Origin of the sequence: Pseudomonas sp. (assembly GCF_049653025.1) — a bacterium.
In the GTDB taxonomy this organism is placed as follows: Bacteria; Pseudomonadota; Gammaproteobacteria; order Pseudomonadales; family Pseudomonadaceae; genus Aquipseudomonas.
In genome coordinates this window covers 1-18735 of the sequence record NZ_JBASFM010000002.1, presented here as the reverse complement: position 1 = coordinate 18735, position 18735 = coordinate 1, and the positions used below count along the sequence as shown (strand labels likewise).

The 18735-nt window shown below is 62.6% G+C and carries 23 protein-coding genes; 11 read left to right on the top strand and 12 right to left on the bottom strand.

The annotated features are described in order from the left end of the window. Positions 1-11: 11 nt before the first annotated feature. Entirely contained in the window at positions 12-251 is a 240-nt protein-coding gene (locus WBK23_RS00410) for a type II toxin-antitoxin system RelB/DinJ family antitoxin (RefSeq protein WP_039964104.1), read from the top strand. Beyond that, entirely contained in the window at positions 241-528 is a 288-nt protein-coding gene (locus WBK23_RS00405) for a type II toxin-antitoxin system RelE family toxin (RefSeq protein ID WP_424482040.1), read from the top strand. The genes WBK23_RS00410 and WBK23_RS00405 overlap by 11 nt, the downstream gene beginning before the upstream one ends. 397 nt (positions 529-925) lie before the next feature. Here the strand turns inward: WBK23_RS00405 and WBK23_RS00400 are convergent, their stop codons facing one another. The 4 genes from WBK23_RS00400 to glyQ all read right to left on the bottom strand — a co-directional run bounded on the left by WBK23_RS00400 (position 926) and on the right by glyQ (position 5384). Next, positions 926-1699, bottom strand: coding sequence for a lysophospholipid acyltransferase family protein (locus tag WBK23_RS00400; protein ID WP_424482039.1), 774 nt, complete (start codon positions 1697-1699; stop codon positions 926-928). Positions 1700-1731: 32 nt separating this feature from the next. After that, positions 1732-2265, bottom strand: a complete 534-nt coding sequence (gmhB, locus tag WBK23_RS00395; protein ID WP_424482038.1) for a D-glycero-beta-D-manno-heptose 1,7-bisphosphate 7-phosphatase — start codon at positions 2263-2265, stop codon at positions 1732-1734. Positions 2266-2367: 102 nt separating this feature from the next. Continuing rightward, the gene (glyS, locus tag WBK23_RS00390; RefSeq protein ID WP_424482037.1) at positions 2368-4440 is read right to left on the bottom strand and encodes a glycine--tRNA ligase subunit beta; all 2073 of its coding nucleotides are present in this window, start codon (positions 4438-4440) and stop codon (positions 2368-2370) included. Continuing rightward, positions 4437-5384 carry a glycine--tRNA ligase subunit alpha gene (glyQ, locus tag WBK23_RS00385; RefSeq protein WP_424482036.1) on the bottom strand — a complete coding sequence of 316 codons (948 nt, stop codon included), beginning with the start codon at positions 5382-5384 and terminating at the stop codon, positions 4437-4439. The genes glyS and glyQ overlap by 4 nt, the downstream gene beginning before the upstream one ends. A gap of 66 nt (positions 5385-5450) precedes the next feature. Between glyQ and WBK23_RS00380 the strand changes: the two genes are divergently transcribed. The 3 genes from WBK23_RS00380 to WBK23_RS00370 all read left to right on the top strand — a co-directional run bounded on the left by WBK23_RS00380 (position 5451) and on the right by WBK23_RS00370 (position 7294). Further along, the gene (locus WBK23_RS00380) at positions 5451-6008 is read left to right on the top strand and encodes a DNA-3-methyladenine glycosylase I (RefSeq protein ID WP_424482035.1); all 558 of its coding nucleotides are present in this window, start codon (positions 5451-5453) and stop codon (positions 6006-6008) included. 45 nt (positions 6009-6053) lie between these two features. Beyond that, on the top strand, positions 6054-6941 hold the full coding sequence (locus tag WBK23_RS00375) for a lysophospholipid acyltransferase (RefSeq protein ID WP_424482034.1): 888 nt from the start codon (positions 6054-6056) through the stop codon (positions 6939-6941). An 83-nt stretch (positions 6942-7024) separates the two neighbouring features. Next, a complete protein-coding gene (locus WBK23_RS00370; RefSeq protein ID WP_424482033.1) occupies positions 7025-7294 on the top strand; it encodes a PilZ domain-containing protein in 270 nt (89 codons plus the stop codon). Positions 7295-7320: 26 nt separating this feature from the next. Here WBK23_RS00370 and WBK23_RS00365 read toward each other — a convergent pair whose 3' ends face one another. Genes WBK23_RS00365 through def form a run of 5 tightly spaced genes read right to left on the bottom strand, consistent with a single transcriptional unit; the run spans position 7321 to position 11850 of the window. Then, positions 7321-7638, bottom strand: coding sequence for a tetratricopeptide repeat protein (locus WBK23_RS00365; protein ID WP_424482032.1), 318 nt, complete (start codon positions 7636-7638; stop codon positions 7321-7323). Positions 7639-7647: 9 nt separating this feature from the next. After that, positions 7648-9021 carry a Trk system potassium transporter TrkA gene (trkA, locus tag WBK23_RS00360; protein ID WP_424482031.1) on the bottom strand — a complete coding sequence of 458 codons (1374 nt, stop codon included), beginning with the start codon at positions 9019-9021 and terminating at the stop codon, positions 7648-7650. Positions 9022-9033: 12 nt separating this feature from the next. Beyond that, the gene (rsmB, locus tag WBK23_RS00355; RefSeq protein WP_424482030.1) at positions 9034-10344 is read right to left on the bottom strand and encodes a 16S rRNA (cytosine(967)-C(5))-methyltransferase RsmB; all 1311 of its coding nucleotides are present in this window, start codon (positions 10342-10344) and stop codon (positions 9034-9036) included. Continuing rightward, entirely contained in the window at positions 10341-11285 is a 945-nt protein-coding gene (gene fmt / locus WBK23_RS00350; protein WP_424482029.1) for a methionyl-tRNA formyltransferase, read from the bottom strand. The genes rsmB and fmt overlap by 4 nt, the downstream gene beginning before the upstream one ends. A 58-nt stretch (positions 11286-11343) precedes the next feature. Then, a complete protein-coding gene (gene def, locus WBK23_RS00345) occupies positions 11344-11850 on the bottom strand; it encodes a peptide deformylase (protein ID WP_424482028.1) in 507 nt (168 codons plus the stop codon). A gap of 152 nt (positions 11851-12002) precedes the next feature. Here def and WBK23_RS00340 point away from each other — a divergent pair, with 152 nt between their 5' ends. The 6 genes from WBK23_RS00340 to WBK23_RS00315 all read left to right on the top strand — a co-directional run bounded on the left by WBK23_RS00340 (position 12003) and on the right by WBK23_RS00315 (position 17462). Next, a complete protein-coding gene (locus WBK23_RS00340; protein ID WP_424482027.1) occupies positions 12003-13028 on the top strand; it encodes a LysM peptidoglycan-binding domain-containing protein in 1026 nt (341 codons plus the stop codon). 115 nt (positions 13029-13143) lie between these two features. After that, positions 13144-14259 (top strand): DNA-processing protein DprA, encoded by a 1116-nt coding sequence (gene dprA / locus WBK23_RS00335; RefSeq protein ID WP_424482026.1) that lies wholly within the window; start codon positions 13144-13146, stop codon positions 14257-14259. A 41-nt stretch (positions 14260-14300) separates the two neighbouring features. Beyond that, positions 14301-14858 (top strand): L-threonylcarbamoyladenylate synthase, encoded by a 558-nt coding sequence (locus WBK23_RS00330; protein WP_424482025.1) that lies wholly within the window; start codon positions 14301-14303, stop codon positions 14856-14858. A gap of 224 nt (positions 14859-15082) precedes the next feature. Next, complete coding sequence (gene hemF / locus WBK23_RS00325; protein ID WP_424482024.1) at positions 15083-16003, top strand: oxygen-dependent coproporphyrinogen oxidase; 921 nt, start codon at positions 15083-15085, stop codon at positions 16001-16003. Further along, positions 16003-16827 (top strand): shikimate dehydrogenase, encoded by an 825-nt coding sequence (gene aroE, locus WBK23_RS00320; RefSeq protein WP_424482023.1) that lies wholly within the window; start codon positions 16003-16005, stop codon positions 16825-16827. Before hemF ends, aroE begins: the two co-directional genes overlap by 1 nt. A gap of 5 nt (positions 16828-16832) precedes the next feature. Then, positions 16833-17462, top strand: coding sequence for a class I SAM-dependent methyltransferase (locus WBK23_RS00315; protein ID WP_424482022.1), 630 nt, complete (start codon positions 16833-16835; stop codon positions 17460-17462). A 4-nt stretch (positions 17463-17466) separates the two neighbouring features. Here the strand turns inward: WBK23_RS00315 and WBK23_RS00310 are convergent, their stop codons facing one another. The 3 genes from WBK23_RS00310 to WBK23_RS00300 all read right to left on the bottom strand — a co-directional run. Next, the gene (locus tag WBK23_RS00310) at positions 17467-17841 is read right to left on the bottom strand and encodes a hypothetical protein (RefSeq protein WP_424482021.1); all 375 of its coding nucleotides are present in this window, start codon (positions 17839-17841) and stop codon (positions 17467-17469) included. A gap of 90 nt (positions 17842-17931) precedes the next feature. After that, positions 17932-18465 carry a hypothetical protein gene (locus tag WBK23_RS00305; RefSeq protein WP_424482020.1) on the bottom strand — a complete coding sequence of 178 codons (534 nt, stop codon included), beginning with the start codon at positions 18463-18465 and terminating at the stop codon, positions 17932-17934. A 143-nt stretch (positions 18466-18608) separates the two neighbouring features. After that, a partial coding sequence (locus tag WBK23_RS00300) for an OprD family outer membrane porin (RefSeq protein ID WP_424482075.1) occupies positions 18609-18735 on the bottom strand: 127 nt, incomplete at its 5' end.

Genomic DNA, 18735 nt, shown 5'->3' with positions numbered 1-18735 from the left:
GAGGGTCGGTCATGGCATCCATCAATATCCGTATCGACGACGAGCTTAAAGTCCGGGCTTACCGTGAGCTGGAAAAGCTCGGCGTCACCCCTTCTGAGCTAATGCGCCAGGCTTTGCAGTATGTGGCTGAGCGCGGACAGCTACCATTTCGTCCAGTGCTGATGACTGAGGAAGATGAAGCGTTAATAGCCACGGTTCGTGAACGCCTGGCAGCTCCTCAGCGCGTGAAGGTTGCGCTGGATGACCTATAGCCTTGAGTTCGATGCGCGGGCACTGAAGGAATGGCAAAAGCTGGGTGATACCGTTCGCCAGCAGCTCAAGAAAAAACTCGCTGAGGTATTGCTCAATCCGCGAATCGAAGCAAACCGCCTCCATTCGCTGCCGGATTGCTACAAGATCAAACTGCGCAGCAGCGGCTACCGCTTGGTGTACCAGGTGATTGACCATGAGGTGGTGGTGTTTGTGGTCGTGGTTGATCGCCGTGAGCGTGAGCAGGCTTACCGCAAGGCAGCCGAGCGCCTCAAATAACAGGTTGGGCCAGCTGTTCTCCTACGACTGAAAAGGTGGTGCCGGCAGGATGGATGGTGGTGATCTGCTTGAGCATTTATGCTTTCGACCTCCAACAGCCTAGGGGATGCCTGAACACGTTCAGGCATCTAAATAAAAAGCCCCTGCTGATTAATCTCAGCAGGGGCTTTTTTGTTCCACATGGAACATCAGGGATCGTACGAATAAATGTAGGCGCAGGGTCAGAAAATTCGAGCGATAAAAAGCCGGCACTATGGCCGGCTTTGGATTGCTCTGGAAAAACTTATGCACGAAACGCTGTTAGTCAGGCCTTCATGAAAACTGCTTATTAATCATTATCTTGAAAGTCTTAATGGCACTCTGCCGGTATTTCGCGCACAGGTTATCCACAATTGGCCTAGGCCGACTCTTGTGTCTCCAGCGGCTGGCTCTGCGCATCCAGTGAGCCGATATCGCGTTGCGCCTGGCTGACCCAGGCAAAGGCGCGGTCGTTGAGTTCGGCGATGGCGCGTGGGCCTGTGCCTTCGGCGTACATCGGTGGGCCGATAATCACCTGGACGGTTCCAGGGGTCTTACGCCAGCCCTGCTTGGGCCAGAACTCGCCGGCGTTGTGGGCAACCGGCAGCACCGGCAGGTTGGCATTCACGGCGAGGGAGGCACCGCCTCGGCTGAACTTGCCGATCTGGCCTGGTGGAATGCGTGTGCCTTCCGGGAACACCAGCACCCAGGCACCCTGCCCCAGGCGCTTGTGGCCGAGTTTGGCCAGCTGCTTGAGCGCCGCCTTGGGGTTGCTGCGGTCAATCGCGATGGGCTTGAGCATGGCCATGGCCCAGCCGAAGAACGGCACATACAGCAGCTCGCGTTTGACCACCTGGCTCAGCGGCTCGAAGTAGCCGCAAAGGAAAAAGGTTTCCCAGGTGCTTTGGTGTTTGGCGAGGATCACGCAAGGCTTATCGGGGATATTCTCCAGGCCCTTGATCTCGTAGTTGATGCCGACCACCACCTTGGCCAGCCAGGTGGCGCAGCGGCACCAGTTCTGCACGACAAAGCGGTAGCGTGCACGAAACGGCAGAAAGGGCGCGACGAAGACGCTGAGGGTGCACCAGAAGAAGGAGGTGGAAGCCAGCAGCAGGTAGAAGAGGAAGGTTCTGAGGGTCTGCACTGTCGACATGGGAGCTTTTACCGTCGCAGGCAGCGCCTGCTTTATAAGTGGAGAAGCTGATCGGCAACCGCCGCCAGATCATCGAATACCAGGGTGCCCGCTGGCAATCCTTTCGCCAGGGTGCGTTCGCCCTTGCCGGTCTTTACTAAAACTGGCTGACAATCGACGGCGCTGGCCGCTGTCAGGTCACCGCTGCTGTCTCCGACAAACCAGACGCCCTTGAGTGCCACGCCATAGTACGCAGCAATCTGCTCGAGCATGCCGGGTTTCGGTTTGCGGCAGTTGCAGCCCTCATCCGGGCCGTGGATGCAGTGCACGATCAAGCCCAGCTCGCCGCCCTGCGCCGCCACCAGTTCGCGCAGGCGCGCGTGCATGGCTTCCAGGGTGGCCAGGTCGTAATAACCGCGGGCAACCCCGGACTGATTGGTGGCCACGGCGACGGTCCAGCCGGCTTGCGACAGGCGCGCGATAGCTTCGATGGCACCGGGCAATGGAGTCCATTCGGCGAGGCTTTTGATATAGGCGTCGGAGTCGTAATTGATCACGCCGTCGCGGTCGAGAATCAGCAGTTTCATAGCGGCAAGCTCAAAATCCGTAGGATGGGTTAGCCGCAAAGCGGCGTAACCCATGCTGTTGTGATGGGTATCGCTGCGCTCAACCCATCCTACGTGGTGTGCTTAGCCGAGTACCGAGATATCGGCCACACCGAGGAACAGGCCACGCAGCTTGGCCAGCAGCGCATAGCGGTTGGCCCGCACGGCAGGGTCTTCGGCGTTGACCAGTACGGCCTCGAAGAAGGCGTCCACCGGCTCGCGCAGGTTGGCCAGCTGGCTCAGCGCCAGGTTGTACTGACGGGCTTCAGCCAGCGGCCGTACCGCATGCTCGGCCTGCTGGATAGCGGCGTTGAGAGCGAACTCGCTGGGGCTGTCGAAGTGATGCGCTTCGACGCTCGCTGCGACCTGGCCTTCGGCCTTGCTCAGCAGGTTGGACACGCGCTTGTTCGCTGCCGCGAGAGCCGCCGCCTGCGGCAATGCACGGAAGGCCTGCACGGCCTGCACGCGCTGATCGAAGTCCAGCGGCGAGGTCGGGCTGATCGCACGTACGGCCTGGTACACAGCCACTTCGACGCCTTCGTCCTCATAACGGGCGCGCAGACGGTCGAAGATAAAGTCCAGCACCAGCTGTTCATCAAGGCTAATGCCTGTCTGACCTTTATCGACCATCTGTTGGACGTATTGGGCGTAAGCAAACTTGACTGCCTCAACCAGGTCCAGATCCAGCTGCTTCTCAATCAGGATGCGCAGCACGCCGAGGGCCGCACGACGCAGGGCGTAGGGGTCCTTGCTGCCGGTGGGCAGCATGCCGATGCCGAAGATGCCGACCAGGGTGTCCAGCTTATCGGACAGGGCCACGGCGGCACCGGTGAGGGTACTCGGCAGCTCAGCGCCGGCACCGCGCGGCATATATTGCTCGTTCAGCGCCAGGGCCACGTCTTCGGCTTCGCCGTCATGCTTGGCGTAGTAGTAACCGGCGATGCCCTGCATTTCCGGGAATTCGCCGACCATCTCGCTGGCCAGGTCGCACTTGCACAGCAGGCCGGCCCGCGCGGCGCGGGTAGCGTCGCCACCGATGCGTTGGGCGATAAAACCGGCCAGGGCGGAAACCCGCTGAGCCTTGTCATAGACCGAACCGAGCTGGGCCTGGAACACCACATTGGCCAGGCGCTGGTTGAAGCTTTCCAGCTTCTGCTTCTTGTCCTGCTTAAAGAAGAACTCGGCGTCGGTCAGGCGCGGACGCACCACCTTCTCGTTACCGGAAATGATCTGCGCCGGGTCTTTGCTCTCGACGTTGGCCACGGTGATAAAGCGTGGCAGCAGCTTGCCGTTGGCGTCCAGCAGGCAGAAGTACTTCTGGTTGTCCTGCATGGTGGTGATCAGCGCTTCCTGCGGCACTTCGAGGAAGCGCTCCTCGAACGAGCAGACCAGCGGCACCGGCCATTCGACCAGGGCGCTGACTTCATCCAGCAACGCTGGTGGCACGATGGCCGTGCCCTGCTGCTCGGCGGCAAGCTGGTCGACGCGGGCAGCGATCTGCGCGCGGCGCTCGGCGAAGTCGGCAATCACATAGGCGCTGCGCAGGTCTTCGGCGTAGTTGGCCGGCGCGCTGATACGCACCTCATGGTTGGCGTGGAAGCGGTGGCCACGGGATACGCGACCGGCTTGCTGTGCGAGGATTTCGCAGTCGATCACCTCGTCACCGAACAGCATCACCAGCCACTGGCTCGGGCGGACGAATTCGGTTTTGCGCGCGCCCCAGCGCATGCGCTTGGGAATCGGAAGCTCGTTCAGCGAGGTTTCGACGATGGCGGGCAGCAGGCCGGCCGCAGCCTGGCCCGGAATGCTCTGGCTGAATTTCAGCTTGGGGCCGCTCTGGTCGATCTGGCTCAGCTCAACGCCACACTTCTTGGCGAAGCCCAGCGCTGCCTGAGTCGGGTTGCCGTCCTTGTCGAACGCCGCCTGGATGGGCGGGCCGTCGAGGTTCTGGGTGCGATCGGCTTGTTGCTCTTCAAGCTGCTCGATCAACACGGCCAGACGCCGCGGCGCGGCGTAGTAGCGCACCTGGCCATAGCTCAGGCCAGCAGTTTTCAGGCCTTTTTCGATACCGCTGAGGAAAGCTTCACCCAGGGTTTTCAGGGCTTTCGGTGGCAGCTCTTCGGTGCCCAGTTCTACCAGGAAATCACGCGCACTCATTCTGCTGCCTCCAGCTTGGCTAAAACTTCATCACGCAGGTCGGGGGTGGCGAGCGGGAAGCCGAGCTTGCGCCGCGCCTGCAGATAGCTCTGCGCCACGGCGCGAGCCAGGGCGCGCACGCGCAGGATGTACTGCTGACGCGCGGTCACCGAGATGGCGCGGCGCGCATCCAGCAGGTTGAAGGTGTGCGAGGCCTTGAGCACCATCTCGTAGGTCGGCAGCGGCAGCTCCAGCTCGATCAGGCGGTTGGCTTCCGACTCGTAGAAGTCGAACAGCTCGAACAGCTTCTCGACGTTGGCGTGCTCGAAGTTGTAGGTCGACTGCTCCACCTCGTTCTGGTGGAACACATCGCCATAGGTGACCTTGCCGAACTGGCCGTCGGTCCACACCAGGTCGTACACCGAATCGACGCCCTGCAGGTACATGGCCAGGCGTTCGAGGCCGTAGGTGATCTCGCCGGTCACCGGGTAGCACTCGATGCCGCCGACTTGCTGGAAGTAGGTGAACTGGGTGACTTCCATGCCGTTCAGCCAGATTTCCCAGCCCAGACCCCAGGCACCGAGGGTTGGCGATTCCCAGTTGTCTTCGACAAAGCGAATGTCGTGCACCAGCGGGTCGATACCGATGGCCTTCAGCGAGCCTAAGTACAGCTCCTGGAAGTTTTCCGGGTTCGGCTTCAAGACCACCTGGAACTGATAGTAGTGCTGCAGGCGGTTAGGGTTTTCGCCGTAGCGGCCGTCAGCCGGACGACGGGAAGGCTGCACGTAGGCGGCGTTCCAGGTCTCGGGACCGATGGCGCGGAGGAAGGTGGCGGTGTGGAAGGTGCCCGCACCCATTTCCATATCGTAGGGCTGCATCACCACGCAGCCCTGCTCGGCCCAGTACTGTTGCAGGGCGAGGATCAAGTCTTGGAAGGTGCGCACGGCAGGCGTAGTCTGGCTCACAAATTTCACCCGTACTTTGGCGGCGTCAGAAAGTCCGCGAGTATACCGAAGCTCAGGAAAACCCGCATGCCACGCTGCTCTTGGTGCTCCGAAGACCCGCTGTATATCACCTACCACGATCAGGAATGGGGCGTGCCGCAACGCGACCCCAAGGTGCTGTTTGAATTGCTCCTGCTCGAAGCCTTCCAGGCCGGCCTGTCATGGATCACCGTGCTGAAGAAGCGCGAGCGCTACCGCGAGGTGCTGTTCGGCTTCGATGTGCAGCGCCTGGCCGCACTCTCGGACGAGTACATCGAAGAAACCCTGATGCAGGACCCAGGCATTATCCGCAACCGCCTCAAGCTCAAGGCCGTGCGCAAGAACGCCCAGGCCTGGCTCAAGCTGGAAGACCCGGTGACGCTGCTCTGGTCCTTTGTTGGCGGCGCGCCGAAGATCAATCACTTCAGCGAACGCGGCCAGGTGCCGGCAGTAACCGCTGAGGCCGAGGCGATGAGCAAGGCGCTGAAGAAGGCCGGTTTCACCTTTGTCGGCCCGACCATCTGCTACGCCTATATGCAGGCCACCGGCATGGTCATGGATCACACCAGAGACTGTGACCGCTACGCACACCTGAGCACCCGCTAGCGCAGGTGGTTACAATAAGCGCCTTTTGATCGGCTGGAGTTGCCTGTGGAAAAGCTCAAAGGTGCCCTGGTGGTGGGCTTTCTGCGTTTGTTTGCCTTGCTGCCGTGGCGCGCCGTACAGGCCGTAGGTGCGGCAATTGGCTGGTTGATGTGGAAGCTGCCGAACGGCTCACGCGAAGTGGCCAGCATCAACTTGCGCAAGTGCTTTCCCGAGTTGGACGACGCCGCGCACCAGCGCCTGCTGGGTCAATCGCTGATGGATATCGGTAGAACCCTGACCGAAAGCGCCTGTGCCTGGATCTGGCCGGCGCAGAAGTCCATCGGCCTGGTGCGCGAGGTCGAGGGTCTGGATGTGCTCAAGGAGGCTCTGGCCAGCGGCAAAGGCGTGGTCGGCATCACCAGCCACCTCGGCAACTGGGAAGTGCTTAACCACTTCTACTGCGCGCAGTGCAAACCGATCATCTTCTACCGTCCGCCCAAGCTGAAGGCGGTCGACGACCTGCTGCGTCAGCAGCGCGTGCAGCTGGGGAACCGCGTTGCGCCGTCGACCAAGGAAGGCATCCTCAGCGTGATCAAGGAAGTGCGCAAAGGCGGAGCCGTAGGCATTCCGGCCGATCCCGAGCCGAGCCGCTCTTCGGGGATCTTCGTGCCCTTCCTCGGCACCGAGGCGCTAACCAGCAAGTTTGTTGCCGGCATGCTCAGCGGCGGCAAGGCTCGTGGGGTGTTCCTGCATGCACTGCGGCTCCCGGATGGTTCGGGTTTCAAGGTGATTCTGGAAGCTGCGCCGGAAGAGATGTACAGCACTGATACGGAAGTCGCGGTGGCCGCCATGAGTTCGGTGATCGAGCGTTATGTACGCGCCTACCCCAGCCAGTACATGTGGAGCATGAAGCGTTTCAAGAAGCGCCCGGACGGTGAGGCCAAGTGGTACTGAGGCGGGTGGCTCGTGTGGCATCTGGCTTGCGAGCGGCATTCGCTCTCGACTAGTCTGCAGGCACGCACTTTGACGGACGCAGCATGAGCAATAGTCGAAATCATCTCCGCACGCCCCTCAAGGTTCGCCTGCGTATAGATCACCCGGTGCACGGTGAGATGCTGGTCACCACCCGGGATATTTCCGATTGCGGTGTCTATGTGCTGATGGATCAGGCGCAGAATGTGCTTGCCCTGGGGGAGCAGATGCAGGGCCAGGTGCAAGGCCTGCCCATGGAAGCGCCGATTCTTACGCTGGAAGTCGTACGCATCGAAGCACAGGGGGTTGGCCTGCGCTTTGTGCACTCCGAGTAGCTTGCCGCACTCTAGGCTAAGCCGAGTTACTGGGCGAGCTTATCCAGGCGCTTGAGAAACACCCCGATCTCCTTTTCCGCTTGCTTGTCGCCCTTCTCTTGCGCGGCTTGCAAACCCTGCGTCCAGGCCATTCGCGCCTGATCAGTCAATCCCTGTTTGTTCAGCGCCTGGCCGAGTAGCTTCCAGGCGGCTGAGTACTGCGGATCGAATTGCACACAGCGCTGCAAATGCTCCGCCGCCTGGGCGAACTCAGCCGCATCCAGATAACCCTTGCCTAGGCCGAAGCGCAGCAGGGCGTTGTCCATGCCCTTGGCCAGCATTTTTTCCAGGGCTTCAGTGCTCATGGGCGATTCCTAGAAGAACGTCAGGCCGACCTGGAACAGCCGCTCGGCATCGCGGATGTATTTTTTGTCGACCAGGAACAGGATCACATGGTCGCCGGACTCGATCACCGTGTTGTCATGGGCGATCAGCACCTCTTCATTGCGAATGATCGCGCCGATGGTGGTGCCCGGTGGCAGGGCGATATCGGCGATGGCGCGGCCGACCACCTTGCTCGATTTGGCATCGCCATGGGCAATGGCTTCGATAGCCTCGGCGGCACCACGGCGCAGCGAGTGCACGCTTTCGATATCGCCACGGCGCACGTGAGTCAGCAGGGTGCCGATGGTGGCCAGCTGCGGGCTGATGGCGATGTCGATCTCGCCGCCCTGTACCAGGTCGACGTAGGCCGGGTTGTTGATCAGGGTCATCACCTTGCGCGCGCCCAGGCGCTTGGCCAGCAAGGAGGACATGATGTTGGCCTCGTCGTCGTTGGTCAGCGCCAGGAAGATATCGGCGTCGCTGATGTTTTCTTCCACCAGCAGGTCACGGTCCGAGGCACTGCCCTGCAGCACGATGGTGCTATCGAGTGTTTCCGAGAGGTAGCGGCAGCGCGCCGGGTTCATCTCGATGATCTTCACCTGATAGCGGCTCTCGATGGCCTCGGCCAGGCGCTCGCCGATATGCCCGCCGCCGGCGATCACCACGCGCTTGTAGCTGTCTTCCATGCGGCGCATTTCGCTCATCACCGCACGGATATGCGCCTTGGCGGCGATAAAGAACACTTCATCGTCGGCTTCGATCACCGTATCGCCCTGCGGCATGATTGCCCGGTTACGGCGGAAGATCGCCGCCACTCGGGTGTCGACGTTGGGCATATGCTCGCGCAACTGGCGCAGCTGCTGACCGACCAGCGGGCCGCCGTAATAGGCTTTGACCGCCACCAGCTGGGCCTTGCCGCCGGCGAAGTCGATCACCTGCAGGGCGCCGGGGTATTCGATCAGGCGCTTGATGTAGTTGGTCACCACCTGCTCGGGGCTGATCAGCACGTCGACCGGAATCGACTCGTTGCTGAACAGGCCGCTGCGGGTCAGGTAGGCGGCTTCACGCACCCGGGCGATCTTGGTCGGGGTGTGAAACAGGCTGTAGGCGACCTGGCAGGCGATCATGTTGATTTCGTCGCTGTTGGTCACCGCCACCAGCATGTCGGCATCGTCCGCGCCGGCTTGGCGCAATACCGTGGGGAACGAGCCGCGGCCCTGCACGGTGCGGATATCCAGACGGTCGCCGAGCTCACGCAGGCGCTCGCCATCGGTGTCGACCACGGTGATGTCGTTGGCCTCGCTGGCCAGGTGTTCTGCCAGGGTGCCGCCCACTTGGCCAGCGCCGAGAATGATGATCTTCATGCAGTCTGTTCCTCAGCCGCGAGCGGCGGCGATTTTGATCAGCTTGGCATAGTAGAAGCCGTCGTGGCCGTCCACTTGCGGCAATAACTGGCGGCCATGGGCCTGCTTGATCCCGAACGCGCCGGCGATATCCAGCTCACGGGCACCGGGGGTGCGGGCGAGGAAGGCGGCGATGTTGTCGCTGTTTTCCGCCGGCATCACCGAGCAGGTCGCATACAGCAGGATGCCGCCGACTTCCAGGGTCTGCCACAGGGCATCGAGCAGCTCGCCCTGCAACTGGGCCAGGGCCGGAATATCCTCGGGCTGACGGGTCAGCTTGATATCTGGGTGACGGCGAATCACCCCGGTGGCCGAACAAGGCGCGTCGAGCAGGATGCGCTGGAACGGCTTGCCGTCCCACCAGGCGGCCAGATCACGGCCATCGGCGGCGATCAGCTCGGCTTGCAGGCCAAGGCGCTTGAGGTTCTCGCGCACCCGCACCAGGCGTTTTTCTTCGAGGTCTACCGCCACCACGCCGGCCAGCGCCGGCTCGGCTTCGAGCAGATGGCAGGTCTTGCCGCCGGGGGCGCAGCAGGCGTCCAGCACACTCTGGCCGGGTGCCAGGTCGAGCAGTTCGGCGGCCAGTTGCGCGGCTTCGTCCTGCACGCTAAGCCGGCCTTCGGCGAAGCCCGGCAGGGTGGTGACATCGCAGGCTTGCAGCAGGCGGATGCCGTCGCGGCTGAAGGTGCAGAGCTCGGCGTCGAAGCCGACCCGGCGCAGTTCGGCCAGGTAGTCATCGCGGCTGCCGAGGCGGCGGTTGACCCGCAGAATCAGCGGCGGATGGGCGTTGTTGGCCGCGCAGATGGCCTCCCATTGCTCTGGCCACTGGGCTTTCAGGGCTTTCTGCAGCCAGCGCGGGTGGGCGGTGTGCAGCACCGGGTCGCGCTCCAGGCTGGCGATAATGCTCTCGCCATCGCGCTGGGCATTGCGCAGCACGGCATTGAGCAGGCCCTTGAGCGAAGGCTTCTTCAGCTTGTCGACGCAGGCCACCGTCTCGCCGATGGCGGCGTGGGCCGGAATGCGGGTGTAGAACAGCTGGTACAGGCCGATCAGCAGCAGCGCCTCGACGTCACGGTCGGCGGCCTTGAAGGGTTTCTGCAGCAGCTTCTCGGTGATCAGGGCCAAGCGCGGCTGCCAGCGCGCGGTGCCGAAGGCCAGGTCCTGGGCCAGGCCGCGGTCACGGGCGTCGACCTTATCCAGCAGCGGCGGCAGGCTGCTGCCCAGCGAGGCTTTGCCATTGAGTACCACGGCCAGGGCACGGGCGGCGGCGAGACGCGGGTTCATTGGCCGAGTACCAGGCCAATGGCGAACTGCTCGCGGCGGCTGTTGTACAGATCACTGAAGGCCAGCGCCTTGCCGCCCGGTAGCTGCAAGCGGGTCAGGCGCAGCGCGCCTTGGCCGCAGGCCACGGTCAGCCCTGACTTGTCGGCGGCGAGGATGCTGCCGGGTTTGCCCTGCCCTTCGCCTAGTGCAGCGGCGTGCACTTTGATGGCTTCGCCATTGAGCGTGCTATGGCAGATCGGCCAGGGGTTAAAGGCGCGGGCCAGGCGTTCCAGCTCAATGGCCGGGCGGCTCCAGTCCAGGCGTGCTTCGTCCTTGTTCAGTTTGTGTGCGTAAGTGGCCAGGCTGTCGTCCTGCACCTCGCCCTTGAGCGTGCCGGCGGCCAGGCCGGCGATGGCTTTGATCACCGCCTGCGGGCCGAGCGCGGCCAGGCGGTCGTGCAAGCTGCCGCCAGTGTCTTCGGCAGTAATAGGTGTGCTGACCTTGAGCAACATCGGCCCGGTGTCCAGGCCGGCTTCCATCTGCATCACGGTGACGCCGGATTCGGCATCACCGGCTTCGACTGCACGCTGGATCGGTGCGGCACCGCGCCAACGCGGCAGCAAGGAGGCGTGGCTGTTGATGCAACCCAGGCGTGGAGTATCGAGCACCACCTGCGGCAAGATCAGGCCGTAAGCCACCACCACCATCAGGTCGGGTTTGAGTGCTGCGAGTTCGGCTTGGGCAGTGGGATCGCGCAGGGTCTGCGGCTGGTAAACGGGAATTTCATGCTGTACGGCGAGTTGCTTGACCGGGCTGGGTGTGAGCTTCTGCCCACGGCCGGCTGGGCGATCCGGTTGGCTGTACACGGCAATGATCTGGTGTGGCGTGTCGAGCAAGGCCTTGAGGTGTTCGGCGGCGAATTCCGGGGTGCCGGCAAAGACAATACGCAAAGACTCAGACATGGGTTCTCACTGCTAGAAAGAAAAAGGCTTGCCGCAGCAAGCCTTTATAAGGTGTGGCTCAAGCTTGTTGGCGATGTTGCTTTTCCAGCTTCTTCTTGATGCGGTCGCGTTTGAGATTAGACAGGTAATCAACAAACAGCTTGCCGTTGAGGTGGTCGCATTCGTGCTGGATGCACACGGCGAGTAGGCCTTCGGCGATCAGCTCATAGGGCTGGCCGTCACGGTCCAGGGCCTTGATCTTGACCTTTTGCGGGCGATCGACGTTTTCGTAGAAACCCGGCACCGACAGGCAGCCTTCCTGGTATTGCTCCATTTCCTCGGTCAGCGGCTCGAACTCGGGGTTGATAAACACCCGCGGCTCGCTCTTGTCCTCGGAAAGGTCCATGACCACCAGACGCTTGTGCACGTTGACCTGGGTGGCGGCCAGGCCGATGCCCGGAGCGTCGTACATGGTTTCAAACATGTCGTCGATCAGCTGACGCAAGGCGTCGTCGACTACGTCCACCGGCTTGGCGATGGTGCGCAGGCGCGGATCGGGAAATTCGAGGATATTCAGGATCGCCATATGCGTTTGTGATGCACTTGTGGAATAAAGTCAAAATCCGCTGCTAAGATGATGAGCAGCATTGAAAAACGGCTTCACGCCGCAGCACGACTGGGTTTCGTCGCGGCGCTAGGGCGCTCCACGTGAAGACACATAATAAAGGGATTCACCGCATGAGGAAATCACTACTCGCCCTGCTGCTGCTTGCGGCAAGTGGCTTGGCCCAGGCCGAAGTGCAACTCAAGGACGGTCACCCAGACCGGTACACCGTGGTCAAGGGCGATACCCTCTGGGATATCTCCGGAAAATTTCTTAGCGAGCCGTGGAAATGGCCGGAAATCTGGCACGCCAACCCACAGGTGGAAAACCCCCATCTGATCTATCCAGGCGACCTGCTCAGCCTGGTGTACATCGACGGCCAGCCGCGCCTGATGCTCAACCGTGGCGAGTCGCGCGGTACCATCAAGCTGTCGCCACAGATTCGCAGCACACCGATGGCCGAGGCCATTCCGGCGATTCCGCTGGAAGCGATCAACAGCTTCCTGCTGAGCAACCGCATCGTCGATACCCCGGAGCAGTTCCAGGGTGCGCCCTATATCGTTGCTGGTAACGCCGAACGTGTAGTCAGCGGCGCAGGCGATCGCGTGTATGCTCGCGGTGTTTTCGATGAGTCGGCTCCGGCGTACGGGATCTTCCGTCAGGGTAAAACCTACGCGGACCCGGACACCCAGGAGTTCCTCGGGATCAACGCCGACGACATTGGCTCGGGTGAGATCGTTGCCGAAGAAGGCGATATCGGCACTATGCTGCTGAGCCGCTCGACCCAGGAAGTGCGTCTCGGCGATCGTCTGTTTGCCACTGAAGAGCGCTCGATCAATTCGACCTTTATGCCGAGTGAGCCAGCTGGCGAAATCAACGGTGTGATTCTCGACGTGCCGCGCGGTGTGACCCAGATTGGTCAGTTCGATGTGGTGACCCTGAACAAGGGCGTGCGCGACGGCCTCAGCGAAGGCAATGTGCTGGCGATCTACAAGACCGGTGAAACCGTGCGCGACCGAGTAACCGGAGAGTCGGTGAAAATCCCAGATGAGCGTTCCGGTCTGTTGATGGTGTTCCGCACCTACGACAAGCTCAGTTATGGCCTGGTGCTAGGTGCCAGTCGCTCGCTTGAAGTCATGGATAAAGTGCGTAACCCGTAAAACCAAAGAGCCCCGCAATCGCGGGGCTTTTTATTGCGTGCCATCCTGCGTGCCGTTGCGCTGCAATTTGACTCCCTTGCCGCACACGCGGCGCGACCGATCAAGGATGATCCGGATGTCGCAATCCTCTGCTATTTCCCCTGCCGTCTCTCCCGCTGAACTTGAAGCCCGTCTGCGCCTGCATTGCTTGCCGGAGTTGGGCCCTCGGCGCTTTCGCAAATTACTCAGTGCTTTCGCCAGTGCTTCTGCCGCGCTCAGCGCGCCGGCCAGCGCCTGGCGTGCATTAGGGTTGCCAGCGGCCTGTGCCGAGTCACGGCGTAGCACCGAGGTGCGTGAGCGTGCGGCGCAGAGCCTGGCCTGGTTGGAAGCCGAACAGCACCATGTGCTGATGTGGGATGAGCCGACCTATCCGGGCTTGTTGGCCGAGCTACCTGATGCGCCGCCTTTGCTGTTCGTTGAGGGCGATCCCGCGTTGCTGGAGCAGCCGCAACTGGCCATGGTCGGCAGTCGGCGCGCCTCCAGGCCGGGGCTGGATACTGCGCAGAGTTTTGCCCGCAGCCTGGCCGGTGGCGGTTTTGTGATTACCAGTGGTTTGGCCTTGGGTATCGATGGTGCGGCCCATCAGGGCGCACTGGATGCCGGTGGCAAGACGGTAGCGGTGCTCGGCACGGGTTTGCAGTGCCTGTACCCGGCGCGACATATAAAGCTGGCGGCCGAAATCGTCGCGCAGGGTGGTGCGCTGGTCTCCGAGTTGCCGCTGGACTGCCCGCCACAATCGAGCAATTTTCCTCGACGCAATCGCATTATCAGCGGCTTGTCGCTCGGAGTGCTGGTGGTCGAGGCCAGCCCGTCCAGTGGGTCGTTGATCACCGCCCGGCTGGCGGCGGAACAGGGCCGCGAGGTGTATGCGATTCCTGGTTCAATTCATCATCCCGGTGCTCGTGGCTGCCATCAGCTGATCCGCGAGGGTGCCACGCTGGTGGAAAGCATCGAGCATATCCTCGAGGCGCTGCGTGGTTGGCAGTTGTCAGCGCCGCCCGAGCAAGCACCCCTGGCGCAGCCTTACAGTCATCCGTTGCTGGAGCTGCTGCATGCCGCGCCGCATAGCAGCGAAGCCCTGGTCGTCGCCAGCGGTAGACCGTTATCCGAAGTGTTGGCGGCGCTGACCGAGCTGGAGCTGGACGGTCTGGTGGCCTGCGAGGGCGGTCGCTGGGTGGGCCGCGCGCGCTAGCTTGGATACACTGCCGGCCAGGCTTTAGCGGAGAGCAGTGAATGGTCAGCAGGTGGCAGGTGCAACAGGCCGCACAGGTGGTGCGGCGTGGTGGGGTGATTGGCTATCCGACGGAAGCTGTCTGGGGCTTGGGCTGTGATCCTTGGGACGAGTTGGCGGTCGAGCGCCTATTAGCGCTGAAGGATCGCCCCGTCCACAAAGGGCTGATTCTGGTGGCCGCCGATATCGAGCAGTTCGACTTTCTTCTCGATGACCTGCCGGAAATCTGGCTGGCGCGGCTGGCTGGCAGCTGGCCCGGCCCCAATACCTGGCTGGTGCCCCATCAGCACCGCCTGCCTGAGTGGATCACAGGGCAGCACGACAGCGTTGCCCTGCGCGTCAGCGCTCATCCGCTGGTGCGTGAGTTGTGCGCCCTGACCGGGCCGCTGGTGTCGACCTCCGCCAATCCGGGCGGTCGCCCCGCCGCACGCAGTCGCCTGCGCGTCGAGCAGTATTTCCCCGGGCAACTGGACAAGGTGCTCGGTGGCGCACTGGGAGGGCGCAAGAACCCCAGCCTGATTCGCGACCTGATCAGCGGCGATGTGGTGCGCCCGTCCTGATTCGCCATGCGTCTGCCTGGGTTAGCCCGGCCATCCATTGACCGGCGTCAACTGCGGTGGGTTGAGCGCAGGGAAAATGGCCGGGAGCGATTTTTTACGTCGCGCAGCGACGGCCCGCAGGGTGGCCGGCATGGATGGCAGGCCATAAATGCTATGCTTGCCGCCGATTTCGCCGCTCGGTCACCCCATTGCCGAACGGCCTTACCCGCTTTCAAGGTGCTGCCGTGAGTGACCGTACTGAGGCCGTCAAAGCCTATCTGCTCGACCTGCAAGACCGTATCTGTACCGCCCTGCAAGCCGAGGATGGTAGCGCCGAGTTTTTCGAGGATGCCTGGCAGCGCCCCGCCGGTGGTGGTGGCCGCACCCGCGTGGTCGAGAACGGCGCGTTGATCGAAAAAGGCGGGGTGAATTTCTCCCACGTATTCGGCGACAGCCTGCCGCCCTCCGCCAGCGCCCATCGTCCGGAACTGGCCGGGCGCGGCTTTGAAGCCCTCGGCGTGTCCCTGGTGATCCACCCGGAAAACCCCTATGTGCCGACTTCCCACGCCAACGTGCGATTTTTCAGCGCCGAGAAAGAGGGCGAAGAACCAGTCTGGTGGTTCGGCGGCGGCTTCGACCTGACCCCCTACTACGCCTTCGAGGAAGACTGCGTGCACTGGCACCAAGTCGCCCATGACGCCTGCGCACCCTTTGGTGCCGAGGTCTACCCGAAGTTCAAGGAATGGTGCGATCGCTACTTCCACCTCAAGCACCGTGGCGAGCCGCGGGGCATCGGCGGGCTGTTCTTCGATGACCTCAACCAGTGGGACTTCGACACCAGCTTCGCCTTTATCCGCGCCATCGGCGATGCCTACCTGGCGGCCTACCTGCCGATCGTGCAGCGGCGCAAGCTGACCCCTTACGGCGAACGCGAGCGCGAGTTCCAGGCTTTCCGCCGTGGCCGCTACGTCGAGTTCAACCTGGTGTTCGACCGCGGCACCCTGTTCGGCTTGCAGTCCGGCGGGCGCACCGAATCGATCCTGATGTCGCTGCCGCCGCATGTGCGTTGGGGTTATGACTGGAAGGCGGCGCCGGGCAGCGAGGAAGCGCGCCTGACCGAATACTTCCTGACCGATCGCGACTGGCTTAACCAGGCGGTCCGCTGATGGACCGCTACGGCGTATTCGGCAACCCCATCGGCCACAGTAAGTCGCCGCTGATTCACCGGCTGTTCGCGCAGCAGACTGGCGAACAGCTGAGCTATGAGCCGTTGCTGGCCCCACTGGAGGATTTCAGCGGGTTTGCCCGGGCTTTCTTTGCCGAGGGCCTGGGCGGCAATGTCACCGTGCCGTTCAAGGAGCAGGCCTTTCAGCTGACCGATAGCCTGACTGCCCGTGCCCAGCGCGCCGGTGCGGTGAATACCCTGAAGAAGTTGGCCGATGGCAGCCTGCTCGGCGATAACACCGACGGTGCTGGCCTGGTGCGCGACCTCAAGGTCAATGCCGGCTGCGAACTCAAGGGTAAACGTATCCTCCTGCTGGGTGCCGGGGGTGCCGTGCGCGGGGTACTTGAGCCGTTGCTGGCCGAGCGGCCGGCAGCGCTGGTGATTGCCAACCGCACGGTGGAAAAGGCCGAGCTGCTGGCCCGCGAATTCGCCGATTTGGGACCGTTGGTGGCCAGTGGTTTTGACTGGATCGATGCCCCGGTTGACCTGATCATCAATGGCACCTCGGCCAGCTTGGCCGGCGAGCTGCCAGCGCTGGCTTCGAGCCTGATCCAGCCCGGGCATACGCTCTGCTACGACATGATGTACGGCAAGCTGCCGACTGCGTTCAACCGCTGGGCTGCCGATCAGGGCGCGGCGCGCACCCTCGACGGCCTCGGCATGCTGGTTGAGCAGGCCGCCGAAGCCTTCTTCCTGTGGCGCGGTGTGCGTCCGGACAGTACGCCGGTGCTGGCCGAGCTGCGTCGCCTGTTGGCCGAGGGCTGAGGCGTATGCCCTTGAGTGCGGATGAACTGGCGCAGATCAGCACGCTGACCCTGCGCCACTACCAGGACTGCGCCGAAGACTTCCGCGAGGGCACCCGCGAGCACGATGTCAGCCAGAACATTGCCGCCTTGCTGCGGTATATCCAGGCCGACGCGCCCTACCAGATTCTCGATTTCGGCTGCGGCCCGGGCCGTGACCTGCGCACGTTCAGCGCCTTGGGCCATACGGCCATCGGTCTCGACGGCTGTCCGCAGTTTGTCGAGATGGCCCGCAGCGACAGCCAGTGCGAGGCCTGGCAGCAGGATTTTCTCGCCCTTGACCTGCCGCCGGCGCGCTTCGACGGCATCTTCGCCAACGCCGTGCTGTTCCATATCCCCAGCCAGGAACTGCCACGGGTGCTGCGCCAACTGCATGCCACGTTGAAAGCGGGTGGCGTGCTGTTCAGCTCCAACCCGCGTGGCGATAACCAGGAAGGTTGGAACGGCGACCGCTATGGCGCGTATTACGACCTGACCAATTGGCGCAGCCTGCTGCTGGCGGCCGGTTTCAGCGAGCTGGAGCATTACTACCGCCCGCAGGGGCTGCCACGCGCACAGCAGCCCTGGCTGGCCAGCGTGTGGCGTAAGGCCCAATAGGCCATCACTGGATTTGCTTCGGCGCAGTTGCGCCCGGCGCGCGCCAGTCATTATGGGGCGGCTTGCTGACAAGCCATGAACTGGCATCGCCACCGATAAAGTGCTCGGCCAGGCGATCCACCAGCGCCGGTTTGATCTCGTTAAGCCACCGTCGCGCGGCTCGCTCTTGCCACTCTTCGGCTCGATCCAGGGTCTGCCTGGGGACAAAGTTGCCGAGAAACAGCCCAAGCGTGTGGATATTGATGTCGTGTCCGGCGCGATCCATTTGCGCCAGCAATTCGCGTAGCGCGGCTTTTAATTCGGGGCCCCCCTGCTGGCCGGGAAGCACCTGCTCCGCCAGGGGTTGCTGCTCAAGGTCGTAGGCATCGCCAGAACACATCACCGTCCTCCTCAATGGCCAGCGCAACTGGTTAGTCGCGGATAGCCGGCGCTCGTCCTGCTGCGTTGCAGCGTCAAGCCGCCACTGTTATCAGTCGCTGTTGGTGCGCAGCTCTATGCTGTTTAGCCGCTTCACATGGCGTGCCCCGGAATGTCGATCGCGCCGCGAAACCAGGAAGAGTTGTTCCGTATCTGCGGTGGGCGGTTCGTTGTGTTGGGCATAGACCACCAGCACGCCGTCACCAACCTCGGTGTTGAGTAGCTCGTTCCAGCTGAACAGGGCGCTATGGCCATCGTTGGCATGGGCCACGACGTAGGCGCGCTTCCAGCCTTTAGGGTCGTCACATTTCAGCGCCGCCTGCAAAACGATCTCTCGCAGCAGGACGCCGCGATAACCTGTCGTCTGCGTTTTCTGGGCATGACCCATGTGGGCCTTGCTGGTCCGTGCCACCCAGTCATGCCCCGGCATGGCTTGCAGGTCGGCCACGCTGAGGCACAGCTGATTCAGCACCTGCCCGGTTACGTGCAGAGTTGGGGGGCTGCGGTGAATCGGAGTGGCGGGCACCCCTGCGGGTTTGCCGCCGTGGCGCAGTGGACCCAGCAGGGTCGATAGAATTGAGTGCATGTGGATGCTCCTGTCGAACGGCGAAAAGCGGGCTAATGGGGTTGTCAGTGGCTGCTGCCCGCTTCGCCAGGGGTACTTGGGTCGAGTCAACCGTTTGGCGTCTTTGGAGAACGCCTGGCTCTCCAAAGACTGGCCCCAAGTGCTTACAGCAGTGGCAGGCTGTAGCTGAGGATCAGGCGGTTTTCGTCCTGGTCCGCCGCTGTGGTGTTGCTGCGGAAGGCAGCGTTACGCCAGGAGACGCCCAGGCCCTTGAACGCGCCGCTCGGCAGG

Excerpts from the sequence above, each read along its gene's own strand:
- WBK23_RS00410 (WP_039964104.1), top strand. The coding sequence starts at position 12 with ATGGCATCCATCAATATCCGTATCGACGACGAGCTTAAAGTCCGGGCT.
- WBK23_RS00405 (WP_424482040.1), top strand. The coding sequence starts at position 241 with ATGACCTATAGCCTTGAGTTCGATGCGCGGGCACTGAAGGAATGGCAA.
- WBK23_RS00400 (WP_424482039.1), bottom strand. The coding sequence starts at position 1,699 with ATGTCGACAGTGCAGACCCTCAGAACCTTCCTCTTCTACCTGCTGCTG.
- gmhB (WP_424482038.1), bottom strand. The coding sequence starts at position 2,265 with ATGAAACTGCTGATTCTCGACCGCGACGGCGTGATCAATTACGACTCC.
- glyS (WP_424482037.1), bottom strand. The coding sequence starts at position 4,440 with ATGAGTGCGCGTGATTTCCTGGTAGAACTGGGCACCGAAGAGCTGCCA.
- WBK23_RS00380 (WP_424482035.1), top strand. The coding sequence starts at position 5,451 with ATGCCACGCTGCTCTTGGTGCTCCGAAGACCCGCTGTATATCACCTAC.
- WBK23_RS00370 (WP_424482033.1), top strand. The coding sequence starts at position 7,025 with ATGAGCAATAGTCGAAATCATCTCCGCACGCCCCTCAAGGTTCGCCTG.
- WBK23_RS00365 (WP_424482032.1), bottom strand. The coding sequence starts at position 7,638 with ATGAGCACTGAAGCCCTGGAAAAAATGCTGGCCAAGGGCATGGACAAC.
- trkA (WP_424482031.1), bottom strand. The coding sequence starts at position 9,021 with ATGAAGATCATCATTCTCGGCGCTGGCCAAGTGGGCGGCACCCTGGCA.
- rsmB (WP_424482030.1), bottom strand. The coding sequence starts at position 10,344 with ATGAACCCGCGTCTCGCCGCCGCCCGTGCCCTGGCCGTGGTACTCAAT.
- fmt (WP_424482029.1), bottom strand. The coding sequence starts at position 11,285 with ATGTCTGAGTCTTTGCGTATTGTCTTTGCCGGCACCCCGGAATTCGCC.
- def (WP_424482028.1), bottom strand. The coding sequence starts at position 11,850 with ATGGCGATCCTGAATATCCTCGAATTTCCCGATCCGCGCCTGCGCACC.
- WBK23_RS00340 (WP_424482027.1), top strand. The coding sequence starts at position 12,003 with ATGAGGAAATCACTACTCGCCCTGCTGCTGCTTGCGGCAAGTGGCTTG.
- dprA (WP_424482026.1), top strand. The coding sequence starts at position 13,144 with ATGTCGCAATCCTCTGCTATTTCCCCTGCCGTCTCTCCCGCTGAACTT.
- WBK23_RS00330 (WP_424482025.1), top strand. The coding sequence starts at position 14,301 with ATGGTCAGCAGGTGGCAGGTGCAACAGGCCGCACAGGTGGTGCGGCGT.
- aroE (WP_424482023.1), top strand. The coding sequence starts at position 16,003 with ATGGACCGCTACGGCGTATTCGGCAACCCCATCGGCCACAGTAAGTCG.
- WBK23_RS00315 (WP_424482022.1), top strand. The coding sequence starts at position 16,833 with ATGCCCTTGAGTGCGGATGAACTGGCGCAGATCAGCACGCTGACCCTG.
- WBK23_RS00310 (WP_424482021.1), bottom strand. The coding sequence starts at position 17,841 with ATGTGTTCTGGCGATGCCTACGACCTTGAGCAGCAACCCCTGGCGGAG.
- WBK23_RS00305 (WP_424482020.1), bottom strand. The coding sequence starts at position 18,465 with ATGCACTCAATTCTATCGACCCTGCTGGGTCCACTGCGCCACGGCGGC.